The sequence below is a fragment of the Pseudomonas sp. NPDC096917 genome, from assembly GCF_044762555.1.
Taxonomy (GTDB): Bacteria; Pseudomonadota; Gammaproteobacteria; order Pseudomonadales; family Pseudomonadaceae; genus Aquipseudomonas.
This window is the reverse complement of sequence record NZ_JBIWEO010000023.1, coordinates 1-17,486: the sequence shown is the minus strand read 5'-3', so window position 1 is coordinate 17,486 and position 17,486 is coordinate 1. Positions and strand designations below refer to the sequence as shown.

Below are 17,486 nucleotides of genomic sequence, written 5' to 3'. Positions count from 1 at the left end.
AACAGTCAACCCGTTTGCGCGGTTTGACCATTGTTGCAGAGCTCTCACAAGGCGATTATCAGCAGGACTTTTCACGGTTCCCACTCCTAAAAATAAAGACCGAGGGATTCTGCTGATGCGCAACTATCAGGCAGCAATGAATGACTTTGACTACCAACGGACGGTAGCCGGTGCGCTGAGCGGCCATTTGGCAGCACTCAATGCCTGTGTGGAGTGTTGCGATCGACATGCCTTGCCAGGGCATATTGCGTTGTTTTGGGAAGGTCGTGACGCCAGCAGCGCTGCTTACACCTTCACCCAGTTGCAGGACTACGCCGCACGCTTTGCCAATTTTTTGCGGGCTCAAGGTGTAAAACCAGGCGACAAGGTCGCGGGTTTGCTGCCGCGTAATGTCGAGTTGCTGGTCGTAGTGTTTGCCACTTGGCGCATTGGCGCTATCTACCAGCCTTTGTTCACTGCGTTTGGCCCTAAAGCCATCGAGCACCGTCTCAACACGTCGGGTGCTGCGTTAGTGGTCACCGATGCAGTGAATCGCCCCAAACTCAATGACGTCAATGACTGCCCGGCCATCGTCACGGTGGCCGGTGCTAAAGGCCAGGGCCTGGTGCGTGGCGATTTCAGTTTTTGGGCAGAGCTGGACAATTACCCGGCGGTCTGTGAACCCGTGATGTTGAGCGGTGAAGACCCGTTTCTGCTGATGTTTACGTCGGGCACCACGGGGCCAGCCAAACCGCTGCTGGTGCCGCTCAAGGCGATTGTCGCGTTCCAGAGTTACACCCGCGATGCAGTCGATTTGCGCCCTGAGGATTCATTCTGGAACCTGGCCGACCCGGGCTGGGCGTACGGGATTTATTTCGGAATTACCGGACCGTTGTCGATGGGCCATCCGATCACCTTTTACGATGGCCCGTTCACTGTTGAAAGCACCTGCAGGGTGATCAAAAAGTACGGTATTACCAATCTCACGGGCTCTCCGACGGCTTATCGCATGCTGATTGCGGCCGCAGAGGCCTTCTCCAGCAAAGTCAAAGGTCAACTGCGGGCCGTCAGCAGTGCGGGCGAGCCGCTCAATCCAGAAGTCATTCGCTGGTTCGCTGAAGAACTCAACGTCACAATTCACGACCATTACGGGCAAACCGAAGTCGGCATGGTGCTGTGCAACCACCACGGTTTAGATCACCCGGTGCATAGGGGGGCTGCAGGCTTTGCTTCGCCAGGGCATCGCATTGTAGTGCTGGATGACAACCACCAAGAGCTGCCGGTGGGGCAGCCGGGGATTTTAGCGGTCGACCGCAGTCAATCACCCATGTGCTGGTTTGGCGGTTACGAGGGTTTTAAGACCAAGGCGTTTGTTGGTAATTACTACTTGAGCGGCGACACCGTGGAGTTGAATCCGGACGGCAGCATCAGCTTTGTCGGCCGCAGCGATGACGTGATCACGACCTCGGGCTACCGCGTGGGGCCTTTCGATGTCGAAAGCGCGTTGGTTGAACACCCGGCGGTGGTTGAAGCAGCAGTGGTTGGCAAGCCTTGCCCGGAGCGCACTGAGGTGGTTAAAGCATTTGTGGTGCTGAGAGCGCAGTATCTGGGCGATGCACAACTGGCCGAAACCCTGCGCTTGCATGTACGCCAACGGCTTGCGGCGCATGCGTACCCTCGTGAAATCGAATTTGTCAGCGAGTTGCCGAAGACCCCAAGTGGCAAGTTGCAGCGCTTTATTTTACGCAATCAAGAAATCGCCAAGGCTGAACTGGCTCAAAGCGCCAAGGTTACAGCCTGATCTTTTATTCGTCAGGAACGCTCATGCAAATCGAAAACAAGGTTTTTATCGTCACTGGTGGTGCATCAGGTCTGGGGGCGGCCACCGCTCAAATGCTGGTCAAGGCGGGCGCCAAGGTGATGCTGGTTGACCTGAACGCAGACGCCGTTGCGGCACAAGCGGCCACGTTGGGTGCCAAGAGCACAGTGGCCGATATCAGTCAGGCGGATGCAGCGCAGGCGGCAGTGGCTGCCACCGTCGCAGCGTTCGGTACCGTCAATGGTCTGGTCAATTGCGCGGGGATCGTGCGCGGTGAAAAGATCCTCGGCAAAAATGGACCTCATGCGCTGGAGAGTTTCAGCCAGGTGATTAACGTTAACCTGATTGGCAGCTTTAACATGCTGCGTCTGGCGTCAGCGGCGATTGCCGAAGGCGCTGCCGATGCTGACGGCGAGCGCGGGGTGATCATCAACACGGCGTCGGTCGCTGCCTTTGATGGTCAGATCGGACAAGCCGCGTATGCGGCCTCCAAAGGCGCGATTGCCAGCCTGACCTTGCCCGCCGCACGTGAATTGGCGCGTTTCGGGATTCGGGTGATGACCATCGCGCCTGGTATTTTTGAAACGCCAATGATGGCGGGCATGACCCCAGAGGTGCGCGATTCACTGGCTGCCGGGGTGCCGTTTCCTCCGCGTCTGGGCAAGCCTGCCGAGTATGCTTCGCTGGTACGGCACATCATCGAAAACAGCATGCTCAATGGCGAGGTAATCCGTCTCGACGGCGCCTTGCGCATGGCCGCGAAATAAGAGGTGTGAAATGACCATAGCTAATGATCCGGTTGTTATCGTCAGTGTTGCACGTACGCCCATGGGCGGTTTTCAGGGCGACTTCAAAGGCCTGACCGCGCCGCAATTGGGGGCAGCAGCCATTAGCGCTGCCGTTGAACGGGCAGGCATTGCGCCGAACCGTGTGGATGAAGTGCTGTTTGGTTGCGTGTTGTCGGCCGGGCTTGGCCAGGCCCCTGCGCGTCAAGCCGCTTTGGGGGCGGGGCTGGACAAGGGCACACGTTGCACCACGCTGAACAAGATGTGTGGCTCAGGTATGCAAGCAACGATTCTGGCCCACGATCAACTGCTGGCCGGGAGCGCGGATGTGATTGTGGCGGGCGGCATGGAGAGCATGTCCAATGCGCCTTACTTACTCGACCGGGCGCGCAGCGGTTACCGCATGGGCCATGGCCGAGTGCTGGATCACATGTTCCTTGACGGTCTGGAAGACGCTTACGACCGTGGGCGCTTGATGGGTACCTTTGCCGAAGATTGTGCGCAGGCTCATGGCTTTACCCGCGAGGCCCAGGATGATTTTGCCGTGGCATCGCTGACCCGTGCACAACAGGCGATAAAGGCCGGCAGTTTCAGCGCCGAGATCGTACCGGTGCAGGTCACCGCCGGCAAAGAACAGCGTTTGATCAGCGATGACGAGCAGCCACCCAAGGCTAATCTGGCAAAAATACCGACCCTCAAGCCGGCGTTCCGTGAGGGCGGGACCGTGACGGCGGCCAACTCCAGCTCTATTTCGGATGGCGCGGCGGCACTGGTGTTAATGCGTCGCAGCGAGGCGCACAAACGCGGGCTTAAGCCGTTGGCGGTGATCCACGGGCACGCGGCGTTTGCCGCTGAACCGGGGCTGTTTCCGACTGCACCCATCGGGGCAATCAAACGCTTGATGAACAAGACCGGCTGGGACTTGGCCGAGGTTGATCTGTTTGAGATCAACGAGGCGTTTGCCGTGGTGACGCTGGTGACCATGAGCGAGCTGGATATCCCTCATGCCAAGGTCAATGTCTATGGCGGGGCTTGTGCGTTGGGCCATCCGATTGGTGCTTCAGGGGCGCGCATTCTGGTCACCCTGCTGTCAGCCTTGCGTCAGCACAATCTCAAACACGGTGTTGCAGCCATCTGCATTGGCGGCGGTGAAGCCACGGCGATTGCCGTGGAATGTCTGTATTAAGGATTTTTATGCTTCCCACATCCGAACAACTACAAATTCGCGAAGCGGCCCGCCAGTTTGCCCAGGGGCGTTTAAAGCCCTTTGCGGCTGAGTGGGACAAGCAGCATCGCTTTCCGCGCGAGGCCATTAGCGAGATGGCTGAACTGGGCTTTTTTGGCATGTTGGTGCCGCAAGAGTGGGGCGGTTGCGACACGGGTTATCAAGCGTACGCAATGGCCCTGGAAGAAATCGCCGCTGGGGATGGCGCCTGCTCCACGATTATGAGCGTGCACAACTCGGTGGGGTGCGTGCCGATTCTCAAGTACGGCAGTGATGAGCAAAAACGTGAGTTTTTGACGCCGTTGGCCAGCGGCGCGATGTTGGGCGCGTTTGCGTTGACTGAGCCGCAAGCCGGTTCTGACGCAAGCGACCTGAAAACCCGTGCTCGGCGTGAAGGCGAGTATTACGTGCTCAATGGCTGCAAACAGTTCATCACGTCGGGGCAAAACGCCGGGGTGGTGATTGTGTTTGCGGTAACGGATCCGGCTGCGGGCAAGCGCGGGATCACGGCGTTTATTGTGCCCACCGATTCACCGGGCTACAGCGTGGCCCGAGTGGAGGACAAACTGGGGCAGCACGCCTCGGACACCTGCCAGATTCTGTTCAGCGATCTTAAAGTGCCCGTGGCCAATCGGTTGGGCGAGGAAGGGCAGGGCTACAAAATCGCCCTGGGCAACCTGGAGGGCGGGCGCATTGGTATAGCTTCACAAGCAGTGGGTATGGCCCGCGCTGCGTTTGAGGCGGCTCGCGATTACGCGCGTGAGCGTGTGACTTTTGGCCAGCCTTTGATTGAACATCAGGCGGTCGCGTTCCGTTTGGCGGACATGTCGACGGAAATCGCCGTGGCTCGGCAAATGGTCCAATACGCCGCAGCGTTGCGTGATAACGGGCAATCGGCGTTGGTCGAGGCGTCACAGGCCAAGTTGTTTGCCTCGGAAATGGCCGAGCGGGTTTGTTCCAAAGCGTTGCAAACCCTGGGCGGTTATGGCTATTTGAGCGACTTCCCGCTGGAGCGAATCTATCGCGATGTGCGGGTGTGTCAGATTTATGAAGGCACCAGCGATATTCAGCGCATGGTCATTTCGCGCAATCTTTGAATTGAGGACGTTATCGATGAGCTACGAAACCATTTTGTTGGACATCCATGGGCAAGTGGGCCTGATTACACTGAATCGGCCGCAGGCGCTAAATGCCTTGAATGCGCAGTTGGTGAGCGAAGTGAATCACGCGCTGGACACCCTGGAGTCCGATAACTCGATTGGCTGCATCGTCATTACGGGCTCGAAAAAGGCCTTTGCTGCCGGTGCGGATATCAAGGAAATGGCGGAGCTGACATACCCGCAGATTTACCTGGAAGACTTGTTTTCGGACAGCGATCGGGTATCGACCCGACGCAAACCTATTATTGCTGCGGTTGCCGGTTTTGCCTTGGGCGGCGGCTGTGAGTTGGCGATGATGTGCGACTTTATTCTGGCCGGTGACAACGCCAAATTCGGCCAGCCTGAAATCAATCTGGGCGTGCTGCCGGGCATGGGCGGCACCCAGCGCCTGACCCGTGCGGTAGGCAAGGCCAAGGCCATGGAAATGTGCCTGAGCGGGCGCTTGATGGATGCTGTCGAAGCTGAGCGCTCGGGACTGGTCGCGCGCGTGATTCCAGCGGATGAGTTGTTGGAAGAAGCGTTGAAAGTGGCAGCAACCATTGCCAAAAAATCCCTTCCGGTGCTGATGCTGACTAAAGAAAGTGTGAACCGCGCGTTTGAAGTCAGCTTGTCAGAAGGCGTGCGCTTTGAGCGTCGAGTGTTCCACTCGCTGTTTGCTACCCAGGATCAGAAAGAAGGCATGGCGGCATTTGTGGGCAAGCGTGAGGCACAGTTTAAAAACAATTAAGCAGTGCCTGAGACCTCTGCAGGAGCGAGCTGCTCGCGATCTTTTGATCTTTAAAAGATCGCGAGCAAGCGCGCTACAGGTGCCCGGTTTTAAACAAGATAGTTCTTCAGCTCTCGAGCAATCACCATGCGTTGAATCTCACTGGTGCCTTCATAGATCTGGGTGATTCGCGCGTCGCGGTAGTAACGCTCCACCGGGTAGTCTTCAAGGTAGCCATAGCCGCCATGAATCTGGATCGCTTTGGAGCACACAAACTCGGCTATTTCTGACGCAAACAATTTGGCTTGCGAGGCTTCCGACAAGCACGGCTTGCCCGCGCTGCGCAGGCGCGCGGCGTGCAAGATCAGCAGGCGGGCAGCATTGAGGCGGGTTTGCATGTCGGCCAGCATATTGGCCACGCTTTGGTGCTCGATGATGGCTTCGTCGAACTGAACGCGGTCGCGAGCGTATCCCAGCGCTGCCTCAAAAGCTGCACGGGCAATACCCAAGGCTTGGGCGGCAATGCCGATGCGTCCGCCTTCCAGGTTAGACAGGGCGATGGCCAAGCCTTTACCGCGCTCACCTAGCAGGTTGGCTTCTGGCACGCTGCAGTTGTTGAGCGTTACGGCGCAGGTGTCCGAAGCGCGAATACCCATTTTGTGTTCGGTCCGGTCAACGATAAAACCAGACGTCGCGGTAGGGACTAGAAACGCCGAAAGGCCTTTTTTGCCTAGTTCCGGATCCGTCACCGCGAAGACAATGGCCAGCTTGGCGCGTTTGCCATTACTGACAAACTGCTTGGCACCGTTGATGACCCATTGGCCGTCACGCAATTCGGCGCGCGTACGCAGGTTGTGCGCTTCGGAGCCTGCCTGCGGCTCGGTCAGGCAAAAACAGCCGATGGATTGGCCGCTGGCCAATTCTGCGAGCCAGGTTTCTTTTTGCGCCTGGCTGCCGTATTTGAGGATCGGGCCGCAGCCTACCGAGTTGTGAATGCTCATCAGCGCGCCAGTGGCGCCGTCACCGGCAGAGATTTCCTCCACGGCCAGCGCATACGCCACGTAGTCGACATAGGTGCCGCCCCATTCTTCAGGGACGATCATCCCAAGCAGGCCGAGCTCACCCATCTTGGCGATCAGTGCGTCGTCGATCCAGCCAGCCTTTTCCCAGGCTTGGGCATGGGGCGCAATTTCGCCACGGGCAAAATCACGGGCCATATCGCGGATCATCACTTGTTCTTCAGTCAGTTCGAGGTCTTGCATGGCTCAAACTCCGCTGTGTTTGAAGTCGGTGAAGAAGCTTGCGACATGCGCCGAATCAAGTTCGTGCAGGGTCGGCGGATTCCAGTGTGGCGTTTTGTCCTTATCGATGATCAGCGCGCGTACGCCTTCGATCAGGTCGCCGCGATCAAACCACTGGCGGTCCAGGTGCAGTTCGAGGGCGAAGCACTGTTCCAGGTCAAGTTTATGGCCGTGACGAAGCATTTCGAGAGTGACGGCCATGCCCAGCGGCGAGCGGGTCTCCAGCAGGTTGGCGGTCTCAGTGGCCCATTCGCAGTGTTCAGATGCCGTGACGGCGCGCAAGTGGGCGACGATGTCGGGGACGCTGTTAAGTGCGAACGCCTCATCAATTAAGGGTCGCAGTTTGGCCAGCGGTGCATCGGGCAAGGTTTGTACGGCGAAGGTGGCCAGCAGGGACTTGAGGTCTTCGAGCGGCGATTGCTGCCACTTGAGGTTATCGAGGCTTTGATCCAGTTCAGCCAGTTTACTGCTGTCGGTGTACCAGTCAGCCAGCCCGCAATACAACGCATCACTGGCGCGAATCTGTACGCCGCTGACGCCCAGGTAAGTGCCTGTTTGGCCGGGAGTGCGAGTCAGAAAGTAACTGCCGCCCACGTCCGGAAAATAACCAATTGCGACTTCTGGCATGGCCAGGCGACTGCGTTCGGTCACCAGGCGTAGGGTTGAGCCTTGAGCCAACCCCATGCCGCCGCCCAGTACGTAGCCATCCATCAGTGCGAGCACCGGCTTGGCGTAGTGATGGAGGGTCAGGTCGAGGGCGTATTCCTCTTCAAAGAAGATTTTGTGCAGGGTGTCATTGCTTTTATAGCTGTCGTACAACGAACGAATGTCGCCGCCTGCGCAAAAGGCTTTTTCGCCTGCGCCACGCAATACGACTGCTTTTATATGGGGATCTTGTGCCCAGGCATCGAGATGCTGTTGCAGGCTGCGGACCATTGGCAGGTCTATCGCATTAAGGCCGCTGGGACGGTTCAGGGTCAGGTGGCCAATGTGGTTGCGGACCTCGGCCAGTACCGTACTTTGGGTCGGCTCGACATGCTGTGTCGGTGAGGATGAAACCTGAGCAGTCATCACTAACTCCCTGCTGTGCATTATTTTTAGAATGTATTCGCGTGCGAACGATGGCCGATGCTAACAGTGCAAATTTGCCAATTACAACCCGGATAAGTGCAGGGTCGGTGTGCATTTTTGCATGGCAAAAAAGCCGTAATGTGGGGCACTTATTGCGCCAGCCATCCGCCATCGACGTTCCAGGCTGCGCCGCGCACCTGGCTGCCAGCTTCACTGCACAAGAACAGCACCAGCTCGCCCAACTGCGGTGGGGTCACGAACTCAAGCGAAGGTTGTTTCTCGGCCAGCAGGTCGTGCTGCGCCTGATACGGATCAATACCTTGGCTGATGCGCTGGTCAATTTGCTTTTGGACCAGAGGGGTCAATACCCAGCCGGGGCAAATGGCGTTACAGGTGATGTTGCTGGTGGCGGTTTCGAGGCCCACGACCTTGGTCAAACCGATCACACCGTGTTTGGCGGCGACGTAGGCGGCTTTGCCGACCGACCCGACAAGGCCGTGTACCGAGGCGATATTGACGATGCGGCCCCAGCCGCGTTTGCGCATGCCGGGCAGGGCGAGGCGGGTGCTGTGGAAGACTGAAGAAAGGTTGATGGCAATGATTGAGTCCCAGCGCTCTACCGGGAATTCTTCGACGCTGGCCACGTGTTGAATACCGGCGTTATTGACCAGAATGTCGAGGCCGCCAAACTCGCGTTCGGCATAACTGATCATGTCGGCGATTTGCGCGGGGTCGCTGACATCTGCCGGGTGGTGGCCAACCTTGCCGCCGAATTGTTGCAGTTCGGCAATGACTTTGCTGGCGTCGCCAAAACCGTTGAGTATCAGGTCGGCGCCAGCCTTAGCCAGGCTTTGGGCGATGCCCAGGCCAATGCCGCTGGTGGAACCGGTAACCAAGGCAGTTTTACCCTTAAGGCTCATGATCAATTCCTCAGGTGAGACACGGTAGATTCATCAATCAGGAAACGTAGCACGAGGTTCGCCACTCGGATACGAAACGGCCCACCAAAAGGTGGGCCGTTTTCACACAGAGCCGGAGTGGTTAGTCCTGGCGGCTGGTGACTTCCAGCAGGTGGTAACCGAACTGGGTTTTAACCGGACCTTGTACGACGTTGATTGGCGCGCTGAAAACCACGGTGTCAAATTCTTTAACCATCTGGCCTGGACCGAAAGAACCCAGGTCGCCGCCTTGACGGCTGGATGGGCAAGTGGAATTCGCCTTGGCAACTTCGGCGAAATCAGCGCCGCCTTCGATTTGTGCTTTCAGTTCGTTGCACTTGGCTTCGCTGGCAACGAGGATGTGACGGGCAGTGGCTTTGGCCATGAGAGAGTACTCCTTTCAAGAAAGTGGTGAGCCTACCGGATTCAGTGGCTTTTTTCTCGGCAAAGTTCCCTTGGGCTTTACAGGCCTTGCTTGGTCAAACGTTGCGCGTGCTCCACATACAGTTCGACGGGGTTGGCCCTCTTGCGCGTCATACTGGCCAGGTGGTTGATGGTGTCTAGGTGATCCATCGCGTAGTCCGACCGAATCACTGTGCCCAAGTGTGAGCTGAAACGGCCGACCATCCCGTCATTAGCGTTGGACTCAGTGGTGAAAAAACTGGCAAATACCCGGCAGGCGTTGTGCGTCGGATCGAGCAGGTTTATTGATTCCGAGAGTAAAGAGCCTTTGATGATGCCGCTCCAGGAGTAATAAAAGACGCCATTGACCTCGGCTGCGCCCATGCCTCCCCAGGTTTTTGGCAGGCCTTGGGGGTATTTTAAATTAAAGGCGGTCACGCCTTCAGAGGTCAGCGCATTGAGGGCCTCAAGTGCATGCTGGGGTAGTTGGGGCTTGCTACTGATCGTCGTCATGAAGGTGCTGAAAGCGGTAATCAGCGACGCCGCGACCTTTTCAGGCAGCTTGCCGGGGATGAAGGCCTGGCGCAGACGGTCGGCCAGTTCAGAGCCATGATTAGGCCCGCTGACCGATGTGACCGAGGCCACAGACTCCGGAGCCCTGGCAGCCGCATAGCGGGCGGTCAGTGCGCCTTGGCTGTGGCCGATCAAGTTGACCCGTCTGGCGCCTGTTTGTTGAAGAATCTCGGCAATTTGCACAAGCAGCTGTTCGCCGCGAGTCTCATTGCTGTGGGCTGCCGAGATTGAGGCGACAAAGACCTTGGCTCCTGCGCGTTGCAAAGCTTCTTTAATGCCGTTGAAGTAGCTGAATGGGCCAATTCGGTCGAAACCGAAGAGCCCATGCACTAATAAAATCGGGTATTGGGTGTTTGCTGTGTCTGTCATGTGGGTTCTCTAGTGGGTGTTTCAGGTCATAAAAAAACCTTAGTTGAGAACACAGGGTGGGAGTCCGGGTTGCAAGATGTGTCTTCAGACAAGGTCGGGCGGTGGATCCCTGCCCAAAGCGTTTGGTCGATAATTCTTATCGGGAGCAGGTGGCGTTCTCTTGTCGCGCGGTACTTTTCAGGCAGTTCTTATCGGCTTTGCTGTCAGTCACAATCGACTTCGCGCAACCGTGGGCAGTGCCCGCCGGTGCGCAATGGTCAATGTTGGTGAGTCTTTTAGTGGGTAGCCTTCGCCGAACGTCGTTGCTGTTGCAACTGGTTTGCGCCATTGCGCAGCAACTGTTCGGTGGCCTCCCAGCCCAGGCAGCCGTCGGTGACGGAGACGCCGTACCGCAGGTTGCTGCTCAAGGGTTGGCACCCCTGGAAAAGATGGCTTTCAAGCATCACGCCAATCAATGAGCGATCACCTTCCAGGCGTTGCGCCAGAACTTCATTGAATACGTCTGGTTGACGCAATGGGTCTTTACCGCTGTTGGCGTGGCTGCAATCGACCATCAGGCGCGCAGGGATGGCGTTTTTTTCAAGACCGGCGCGGGCCTTGGCGATGCTCTCGCGGTCATAGTTCGGGCCGCTGTGACCGCCGCGCAATACCAGATGGGTGTCTGGGTTGCCTGCAGTCATGATAATCGCCGGATGACCTTGGTTATCCACCCCGAAGTGGCGGTGCCCATGGGCTGCTGAACGCATGGCGTCACAGGCAATTGCAACGCCGCCATCGGTACCATTTTTGAAACCGACAGGTAAATCAAGGCCGCTGACCATCTCGCGATGGATTTGTGATTCGGTGGTGCGTGCGCCAATCGCGGCCCAGCCCAGTAGGTCGTCGAAATAGCCAGCGGCCATGGGTTGCAGCAACTCCGTGGCAATGGGCAGGCCCATGCGCAGCATTTCGATCATCAACTCGCGTGACAGGGTCAGGCCGTGGGTCATGTCGTCGCTGCCGTCCAGATGCGGATCGTAAGCCAGGCCCTTCCAGCCAATGGTGGTGCGGGGTTTTTCGACGTACGCGCGCATCACCAGCAACATGTCATCGCTCAGGTCGTGAGACAAGGCGGCCAAATGGCTGGCGTATTCCAGCGCGCAAATCGGGTCATGGATCGAGCAGGGGCCGACAACGACCAGCAGGCGGGTGTCTTCGCCATTAAGAATGGCGCGAATGGCGTGACGCTGATGACTCACCAACTGACTCAGCTCTGTATTGAGCGGCAGTTGTCGCTTGAGCTCAGAAGAGCTGGGCAGACGCTGGGTCAATACCGTTTTAGTGGCGGTGCGAGCAGTGTTTGGCAGAGCTGGGATGGGTGCGTTCATGGTAGTTGCTTCCTGGGCAGCGGCGGGTTCTCCCGCGCGCTCAGCCCTATTGGGGTGTTCGACAATTGGCCAGACTGGCTATGAGTGCGTGCGTGCCACCGGTGCGTGTCCGTTCGGAGGCGGCAGACTGTCCCGAACGGCGGCTGATAAATCGCCATGCAGTGCAAAGGTCGAAGCGGTAATAAGTGGTGTAGTTCATGAGTTCATTCCTTAAAGTCAGTAATTTGTCAGGGCCTGAAAAAACAAAACCCCCGGTCGGGAAGCCGACCGGGGGTGAGAAATCTTTGGTAGGCGACCCGTTCAAAATGGGCGCCGGAGGGGTATCAGGCGCGCCAGTGGCTAAACCAATACCCAAAATAAAATCGTGCAGTCAAGGGAGCGTTTTTCGCGCGCACAGCAGCGTCATGGAGCTTGTTAGCTACCGATTGACTGATGTCTGTGTGTGCGTGAATCAACATGTGCCATCTCCATTGAGTGGTCTGGAGCTTACAAGAGAGAGCAGGCCGGGTTCAATCTAAAATTTCTATCAGGGCCATGCTCAATTGTCAGCCGCCGGATAACCACCCTTGTAAACAGTACGTGGTGTGGTCAGGTGCATTTCTCGCCCTGTTTTCTCTGCGTGCAAGACGTGCTGGCAGATAATCTTGCGCCGGTCAGCAGTTAATCGAGTATTAAACTCAATTGAGCTCATACTCAACATCGGTCACCGTCCCCTTCTATTGGGGAGTGTCGGGAGGAATGACGCCATCCTTCATTCCTAGAAGGACCGCCACCTTATGGGCTTCTCCGCGCCTTCCTTTTTTTCGACCGGCGAGTACCTGATAGGTAGTTGCCGGGTCTACGCCATGTTCGCGAGCGAACTCTTGAACAGACTTACCCTGATGTTCCAGCCAAGCCTTGGCTTGTGCGGCAGTACGGATTGCGGTCATAGTTTAAAACCGTTCAATATTGTTCAACAGTTGCTGATTGTACCATTCGTATGGGTGTTTAACATGGGATCAAGAATTCAATTGAGTGGAATTGGCTCGCGTTTGAGGCAAGAAAGAGAACGACTTGGCCTATCACAGAAAGTTTTTGGTGAGGTAGGCGGTGTCGAGGCCAATGCTCAAGGTAAATATGAAAACGGTGAGCGCGCACCGAAAGCCGATTATTTGTCTCGCGTTGCAGAGCGCGGAGTGGATGTCCTGTATGTGCTAACTGGAAAGCCGACGCCAATATTGCTCGATAATCTGAGCCAAGTAGAAGAAAAGATTTTGGTCAATTATCGCGTTCTGCAAAAAGAAGATCAGGACGCCATCAGGCAATTGACTACGGCTTTGGCGGAAATGTCTGCTAATCACGCCTTAAAGAAACGTCAAGAGCCCAATGATGTCTGATTCGACCACGTCATCTATTCGTGATACTGAGCCATTTGGTCTAAGCAGATAACGCATGATAGGTAGGTTGCCTCAATTTTTTTTTGCTAAGGTAGCGGCAACCAACTAAGACGCAATTTGCGAGGTGTCGACTTGATTCGGGTTCTTGTGGTCGATGATCATGATCTTGTGCGTACGGGCATTACACGAATGCTGGCTGATATCGAAGGCTTGCAAGTGGTCGGTCAGGCCGAATCTGGCGAAGAGTCACTGATCAAAGCGCGCGAGCTGAAGCCGGATGTGGTCTTGATGGATGTGAAAATGCCGGGCATTGGAGGTCTGGAAGCGACTCGCAAAATGATGCGCAGCCACCCCGACATTAAAGTGGTGGCCGTCACTGTGTGTGAAGAGGACCCGTTCCCCACGCGTTTGTTACAAGCTGGAGCTGCAGGCTACATGACCAAAGGCGCCTGCCTTGCAGAGATGGTCCAGGCCATTCGCCTTGTGTTTGCGGGGCAGCGGTATATCAGTCCGCAAGTGGCTCAGCAACTGGCACTTAAATCTTTCCAGCCTGCCAGTGATTCCCCTTTTGATGCCCTGTCTGAACGAGAAATTCAGATTGCATTGATGATTGTCGGCTGCCAAAAGGTTCAAGTCATTTCCGACAAGCTGTGCTTGTCCCCCAAGACCGTCAACACTTACCGCTATCGTATTTTCGAGAAGCTTTCAGTTAAGAGTGATGTTGAACTGGCCTTGCTGGCTGTTCGTCATGGCATGGTTGATGCTGGTTAAAAATGACTGACGTGTTTGACTCAAGTGCATTTCTTTCGACCTGCAGCGGCAGGCCCGGCGTGTATCGCATGTTTGACAGCGATGCTCGTCTGCTTTATGTGGGCAAAGCCAAGAACCTGAAAAAACGTCTGGCCAGTTACTTCCGCAAAACCGGGCTCGCGCCGAAAACAGCCGCGCTGGTAGCTCGCATTGCGCAAATCGAAACCACCATCACTGCCAATGAAACCGAAGCGTTGTTGCTTGAGCAGACGCTGATCAAGGAATGGCGGCCGCCCTACAATATTCTGCTGCGCGACGATAAATCCTATCCGTACGTTTTTCTGTCGGATGGCCAATACCCGCGCCTGAGCATTCATCGCGGAGCCAAGAAGCAGAAGGGCAAATATTTCGGACCTTATCCCAGCGCAGGCGCGATTCGTGAAAGCCTAAGCCTTTTACAGAAAACCTTTCTGGTTCGTCAGTGCGAAGACAGCTACTTCAAAAACCGCACCCGTCCTTGTTTGCAGTATCAGATCAAACGCTGCAAGGGACCGTGTGTCGGATTGGTTGACCCGCAGGTCTATGCCGAAGATGTGCGCCACTCGGTGATGTTTCTTGAGGGGCGCAGCAGTGCGCTGACCGATGAACTCAACAGCTCAATGGAAAAAGCTGCCAGTACCCTGGATTTTGAGCGTGCTGCAGAACTGCGTGATCAGATCTCATTGCTGCGCCGGGTACAGGCTCAGCAAAGTATGGAAGGCGGGACGGGGGATGTGGACATCATCGCGGCCTTTGTGAACCCGGGTGGCGCCTGCGTGCATTTAATCAACGTACGCGGCGGGCGAGTACTGGGCAGCAAGAATTTCTTCCCGCAGGTGGGGATTGAAGAGGAAGTGGCCGAGGTTATGGCCGCTTTCCTCGGGCAGTACTACATCAGCAGCCCTGAGCGCGACCTGCCAAGTGAACTGATTGTTAACGTCGAACACGAGAGTTTCGATGCCATCAGAGATGCAATCGAAGCGCTGCGCGGGCGTGAAATGGCGATCAGTTACCGTGTGCGTGGCACTCGGGCTCGGTGGCAGCAATTGGCTGTCACCAATGCCGAGCAAGCGCTGAGCGCACGCCTGGCCAACCGCTTGCATGTGGCTGCGCGCTTTGAAGCGCTGGCCCAAGTATTGAAGCTGGATGAAATACCACAACGCCTTGAGTGCTATGACATCAGCCACTCAAGCGGTGAAGCCACGGTTGCTTCCTGTGTGGTATTTGGCCCTGAAGGGCCCATCAAGTCGGATTACCGACGCTTCAACATTGAAGGCGTGACCCCTGGCGATGACTATGCCGCCATGCACCAGGCGTTGTTGCGCCGCTTTAGCCGTCTGAAAGAAGGAGAGGGTAAACTGCCCGACATCCTGTTGGTCGACGGCGGCAAGGGCCAACTCTCCATGGCCCGTGACGTACTTAATGAATTGGCGATTCCAGACCTGATTTTGCTCGGTGTGGCCAAAGGTGCAACCCGTAAGGCCGGTTTTGAAACGCTCTACCTGAATGATGCTGCCCATGAATTCACCTTAAAAGGTGATTCCCCTGCATTGCACTTGATCCAGCAGATTCGTGACGAGGCCCACCGTTTTGCAATTACCGGGCACCGTGCGCGACGCGGAAAAACCCGGCGAACGTCAACCCTGGAAGGGATTGCGGGAGTCGGGCCGACCCGTCGCCGTGACTTGTTGAAACATTTTGGTGGATTGCAGGAGCTGTCTCGTGCCAGCATCGAAGAAATCGCCAAAGCACCGGGTATCAGTAAAAAGCTCGCTGAGTTGATTTATGCAAATCTACACAGCGAGTAGAATGCCCCCTCACCTCGTAGCCAGTTGTGCCGATGAATATCCCTAATTTGATCACCGTTCTACGCGTTCTTCTGATTCCGTTCTTTATTTTGCTGTTTTATCTCCCTTACAGCTGGAGTTATGCAGCTGCCAGCTCAGTCTTCGCATTTGCGGCCGCAACCGATTGGCTGGATGGTTACTTGGCTCGACGACTGGAGCAGAGCACGCCGTTTGGCGCCTTTCTGGATCCAGTGGCTGACAAATTGATGGTGGCAGTAGCGCTGGTGTTACTGGTGCAAGAGCATCACAACTTCTGGCTGACCTTGCCGGCCGCGGTGATTATTGGCCGTGAAATTGTCATCTCCGCCTTGCGCGAATGGATGGCCGAACTGGGCGCGCGTGCACAGGTTGCGGTCTCGAACATGGGCAAATGGAAAACCGCTGCGCAAATGCTGGCTTTGATCATCTTATTGGCTAATCCGTCCGATTTCAGCTTCTGGGTCTTGGTCGGTTATGCGTTGCTGTTAGTGGCTGCGGGGCTGACTTTGTGGTCGATGGTTCAATATTTGCGAGCGGCCTGGCCGCATTTGAAGACCACCTCTACAAAATAAATAAAACTTTTCGAATCAAAGGGTTGACGCACTCTTTGATTTCTATAGAATGCGCACCACCAAGACGCGGGAATAGCTCAGTTGGTAGAGCACGACCTTGCCAAGGTCGGGGTCGCGAGTTCGAGTCTCGTTTCCCGCTCCACATATAGATCTACAGAGTTCCATGGAACTCTGTAAGTCATTGAAAACAGAGGCTTCGGCCTCTTTTTTCGTTCAAGCGCCATCCACTGAAATCCAGTACCAGCCACGAATTTTAAGTACATTTTTAAGTACATGAAATCCGGGTAGCAGGTACTGCGGTTTGTTGGTGGAGCCCAATGGGCTGGAATAGGTACACATCTCCTCAACCCTACGAGACGGGAGATGTACTCATGGCCTTGACCGATACCGCCGTTCGCCAGGCGAAACCTTCCGGTAAAAATTACACCCTCAAAGACTCAGGTGGCCTCGCGCTGTTCGTGGGCCCCAAAGGCGCTAAGCAATGGCACTTCCGGTGCTACTGGGTGGGCAAGCAGGCGCGCATTTCACTGGGGCTGTACCCCGCTGTCAGTCTCAAAGAGGCGCGCGCGGCGAGGGATGAGGCGCGTGCGCTGGTCGCCCAAGGTGTTGCCCCGCGCTCCAACCGACGCGAAGCCCGATTGGCGGCTAGCGCCTCGACGGAGAACTCCTTTCGCTGCGTGTTTACGGACTGGCGTGCGTTCAGGGCCTTGAGCCTGAAGGTCGGACGCCAAAGCACCTTGTCGCAGATTGATCATCACTTCGCCAAAGACATCCTGCCTTGGCTGGGTGATCTGCCTATCCTTGAGGTGTCGCGTCAGCATGTGCTGGAAGTGCTGCGCAAGATCGAGCGGCGAAGGGCGACGACGACGGCAGAAAAGTGCCGTACTTGGCTCAACCAGTTATTTCGCTATGCATGGTCGAGAAGGGGTTGGCGGCGAACCCGTCCGCTGACCTCGACATCGTAGCGCTGCCCAAACCCAAGGTGCGGCACAACCCGCATCTGAGAATGGACGAACATATCGCGCTTGTAGCGGCCGGGATAGTCGAAGCGCTCGTAGTCGCGGCCCTGGTGCTCCAGCTGGGTGCCGGTGGCGATGTGTTCCTGGTCGTAGCGCGGGTGGGTAAAGGTGTAATCGCGCTGCACCTGGCGGGCGGTGCGAACCTGTTCGGTGTAATGGAAGCGGTGCAGCGCCGGTTCCGGCTGATCGCCGCCAGCCATGGCCTGGTA

Annotated in this window: 17 protein-coding genes, 1 tRNA gene and 1 pseudogene; 11 read left to right on the top strand and 8 right to left on the bottom strand. The window is 56.4% G+C overall.

Annotated features, from left to right (window positions below; genetic code table 11):
- Positions 1-115: 115 nt before the first annotated feature.
- Genes ACIQYF_RS21170 through ACIQYF_RS21150 form a run of 5 tightly spaced genes read left to right on the top strand, consistent with a single transcriptional unit; the run spans position 116 to position 5,695 of the window.
- Positions 116-1,780 carry an AMP-binding protein gene (locus ACIQYF_RS21170; RefSeq protein ID WP_402865714.1) on the top strand — a complete coding sequence of 555 codons (1,665 nt, stop codon included), beginning with the start codon at positions 116-118 and terminating at the stop codon, positions 1,778-1,780.
- A 23-nt stretch (positions 1,781-1,803) separates the two neighbouring features.
- Entirely contained in the window at positions 1,804-2,565 is a 762-nt protein-coding gene (locus ACIQYF_RS21165; protein ID WP_402865712.1) for an SDR family NAD(P)-dependent oxidoreductase, read from the top strand.
- Positions 2,566-2,575: 10 nt separating this feature from the next.
- Positions 2,576-3,769: an acetyl-CoA C-acyltransferase gene (locus ACIQYF_RS21160; RefSeq protein WP_402865710.1), complete on the top strand. Its 1,194-nt coding sequence runs from the start codon at positions 2,576-2,578 to the stop codon at positions 3,767-3,769.
- An 8-nt stretch (positions 3,770-3,777) separates the two neighbouring features.
- On the top strand, positions 3,778-4,905 hold the full coding sequence (locus ACIQYF_RS21155) for an acyl-CoA dehydrogenase (protein WP_402865708.1): 1,128 nt from the start codon (positions 3,778-3,780) through the stop codon (positions 4,903-4,905).
- 16 nt (positions 4,906-4,921) lie between these two features.
- On the top strand, positions 4,922-5,695 hold the full coding sequence (locus ACIQYF_RS21150) for an enoyl-CoA hydratase (RefSeq protein ID WP_402865706.1): 774 nt from the start codon (positions 4,922-4,924) through the stop codon (positions 5,693-5,695).
- Between the two features lie 89 nt (positions 5,696-5,784).
- Here ACIQYF_RS21150 and ACIQYF_RS21145 read toward each other — a convergent pair whose 3' ends face one another.
- The 7 genes from ACIQYF_RS21145 to ACIQYF_RS21115 all read right to left on the bottom strand — a co-directional run bounded on the left by ACIQYF_RS21145 (position 5,785) and on the right by ACIQYF_RS21115 (position 12,624).
- On the bottom strand, positions 5,785-6,936 hold the full coding sequence (locus ACIQYF_RS21145) for an acyl-CoA dehydrogenase family protein (RefSeq protein ID WP_402865704.1): 1,152 nt from the start codon (positions 6,934-6,936) through the stop codon (positions 5,785-5,787).
- Positions 6,937-6,939: 3 nt separating this feature from the next.
- Positions 6,940-8,046: an enoyl-CoA hydratase/isomerase family protein gene (locus ACIQYF_RS21140; protein ID WP_402865702.1), complete on the bottom strand. Its 1,107-nt coding sequence runs from the start codon at positions 8,044-8,046 to the stop codon at positions 6,940-6,942.
- Between the two features lie 149 nt (positions 8,047-8,195).
- Positions 8,196-8,966, bottom strand: coding sequence for a 3-hydroxybutyrate dehydrogenase (locus ACIQYF_RS21135; protein WP_402865700.1), 771 nt, complete (start codon positions 8,964-8,966; stop codon positions 8,196-8,198).
- Between the two features lie 121 nt (positions 8,967-9,087).
- The gene (locus ACIQYF_RS21130; RefSeq protein ID WP_008150918.1) at positions 9,088-9,369 is read right to left on the bottom strand and encodes a peptidylprolyl isomerase; all 282 of its coding nucleotides are present in this window, start codon (positions 9,367-9,369) and stop codon (positions 9,088-9,090) included.
- A gap of 77 nt (positions 9,370-9,446) precedes the next feature.
- The gene (locus ACIQYF_RS21125) at positions 9,447-10,328 is read right to left on the bottom strand and encodes an esterase/lipase family protein (protein ID WP_402865698.1); all 882 of its coding nucleotides are present in this window, start codon (positions 10,326-10,328) and stop codon (positions 9,447-9,449) included.
- A 275-nt stretch (positions 10,329-10,603) separates the two neighbouring features.
- Entirely contained in the window at positions 10,604-11,695 is a 1,092-nt protein-coding gene (locus ACIQYF_RS21120) for a 3-deoxy-7-phosphoheptulonate synthase (RefSeq protein WP_402865696.1), read from the bottom strand.
- A 716-nt stretch (positions 11,696-12,411) separates the two neighbouring features.
- Complete coding sequence (locus ACIQYF_RS21115) at positions 12,412-12,624, bottom strand: DNA-binding protein (protein ID WP_402865694.1); 213 nt, start codon at positions 12,622-12,624, stop codon at positions 12,412-12,414.
- 81 nt (positions 12,625-12,705) lie between these two features.
- Between ACIQYF_RS21115 and ACIQYF_RS21110 the strand changes: the two genes are divergently transcribed.
- The 6 genes from ACIQYF_RS21110 to ACIQYF_RS21085 all read left to right on the top strand — a co-directional run bounded on the left by ACIQYF_RS21110 (position 12,706) and on the right by ACIQYF_RS21085 (position 17,223).
- Positions 12,706-13,071, top strand: a complete 366-nt coding sequence (locus tag ACIQYF_RS21110; protein ID WP_402865799.1) for a helix-turn-helix domain-containing protein — start codon at positions 12,706-12,708, stop codon at positions 13,069-13,071.
- A 132-nt stretch (positions 13,072-13,203) separates the two neighbouring features.
- Positions 13,204-13,842, top strand: coding sequence for a UvrY/SirA/GacA family response regulator transcription factor (gene uvrY / locus ACIQYF_RS21105; RefSeq protein ID WP_402865692.1), 639 nt, complete (start codon positions 13,204-13,206; stop codon positions 13,840-13,842).
- Between the two features lie 2 nt (positions 13,843-13,844).
- Positions 13,845-15,668, top strand: coding sequence for an excinuclease ABC subunit UvrC (uvrC, locus tag ACIQYF_RS21100; RefSeq protein WP_402865690.1), 1,824 nt, complete (start codon positions 13,845-13,847; stop codon positions 15,666-15,668).
- 32 nt (positions 15,669-15,700) lie between these two features.
- Positions 15,701-16,258 carry a CDP-diacylglycerol--glycerol-3-phosphate 3-phosphatidyltransferase gene (gene pgsA / locus ACIQYF_RS21095; RefSeq protein WP_402865688.1) on the top strand — a complete coding sequence of 186 codons (558 nt, stop codon included), beginning with the start codon at positions 15,701-15,703 and terminating at the stop codon, positions 16,256-16,258.
- 66 nt (positions 16,259-16,324) lie between these two features.
- Positions 16,325-16,400 (top strand) — tRNA-Gly (locus ACIQYF_RS21090).
- A gap of 229 nt (positions 16,401-16,629) precedes the next feature.
- The gene (locus ACIQYF_RS21085) at positions 16,630-17,223 is read left to right on the top strand and encodes a tyrosine-type recombinase/integrase (RefSeq protein WP_402865686.1); all 594 of its coding nucleotides are present in this window, start codon (positions 16,630-16,632) and stop codon (positions 17,221-17,223) included.
- Between the two features lie 50 nt (positions 17,224-17,273).
- Here the strand turns inward: ACIQYF_RS21085 and ACIQYF_RS21080 are convergent.
- Positions 17,274-17,486 (bottom strand): annotated as a pseudogene (locus tag ACIQYF_RS21080) (contractile injection system protein, VgrG/Pvc8 family); the annotation flags it as partial.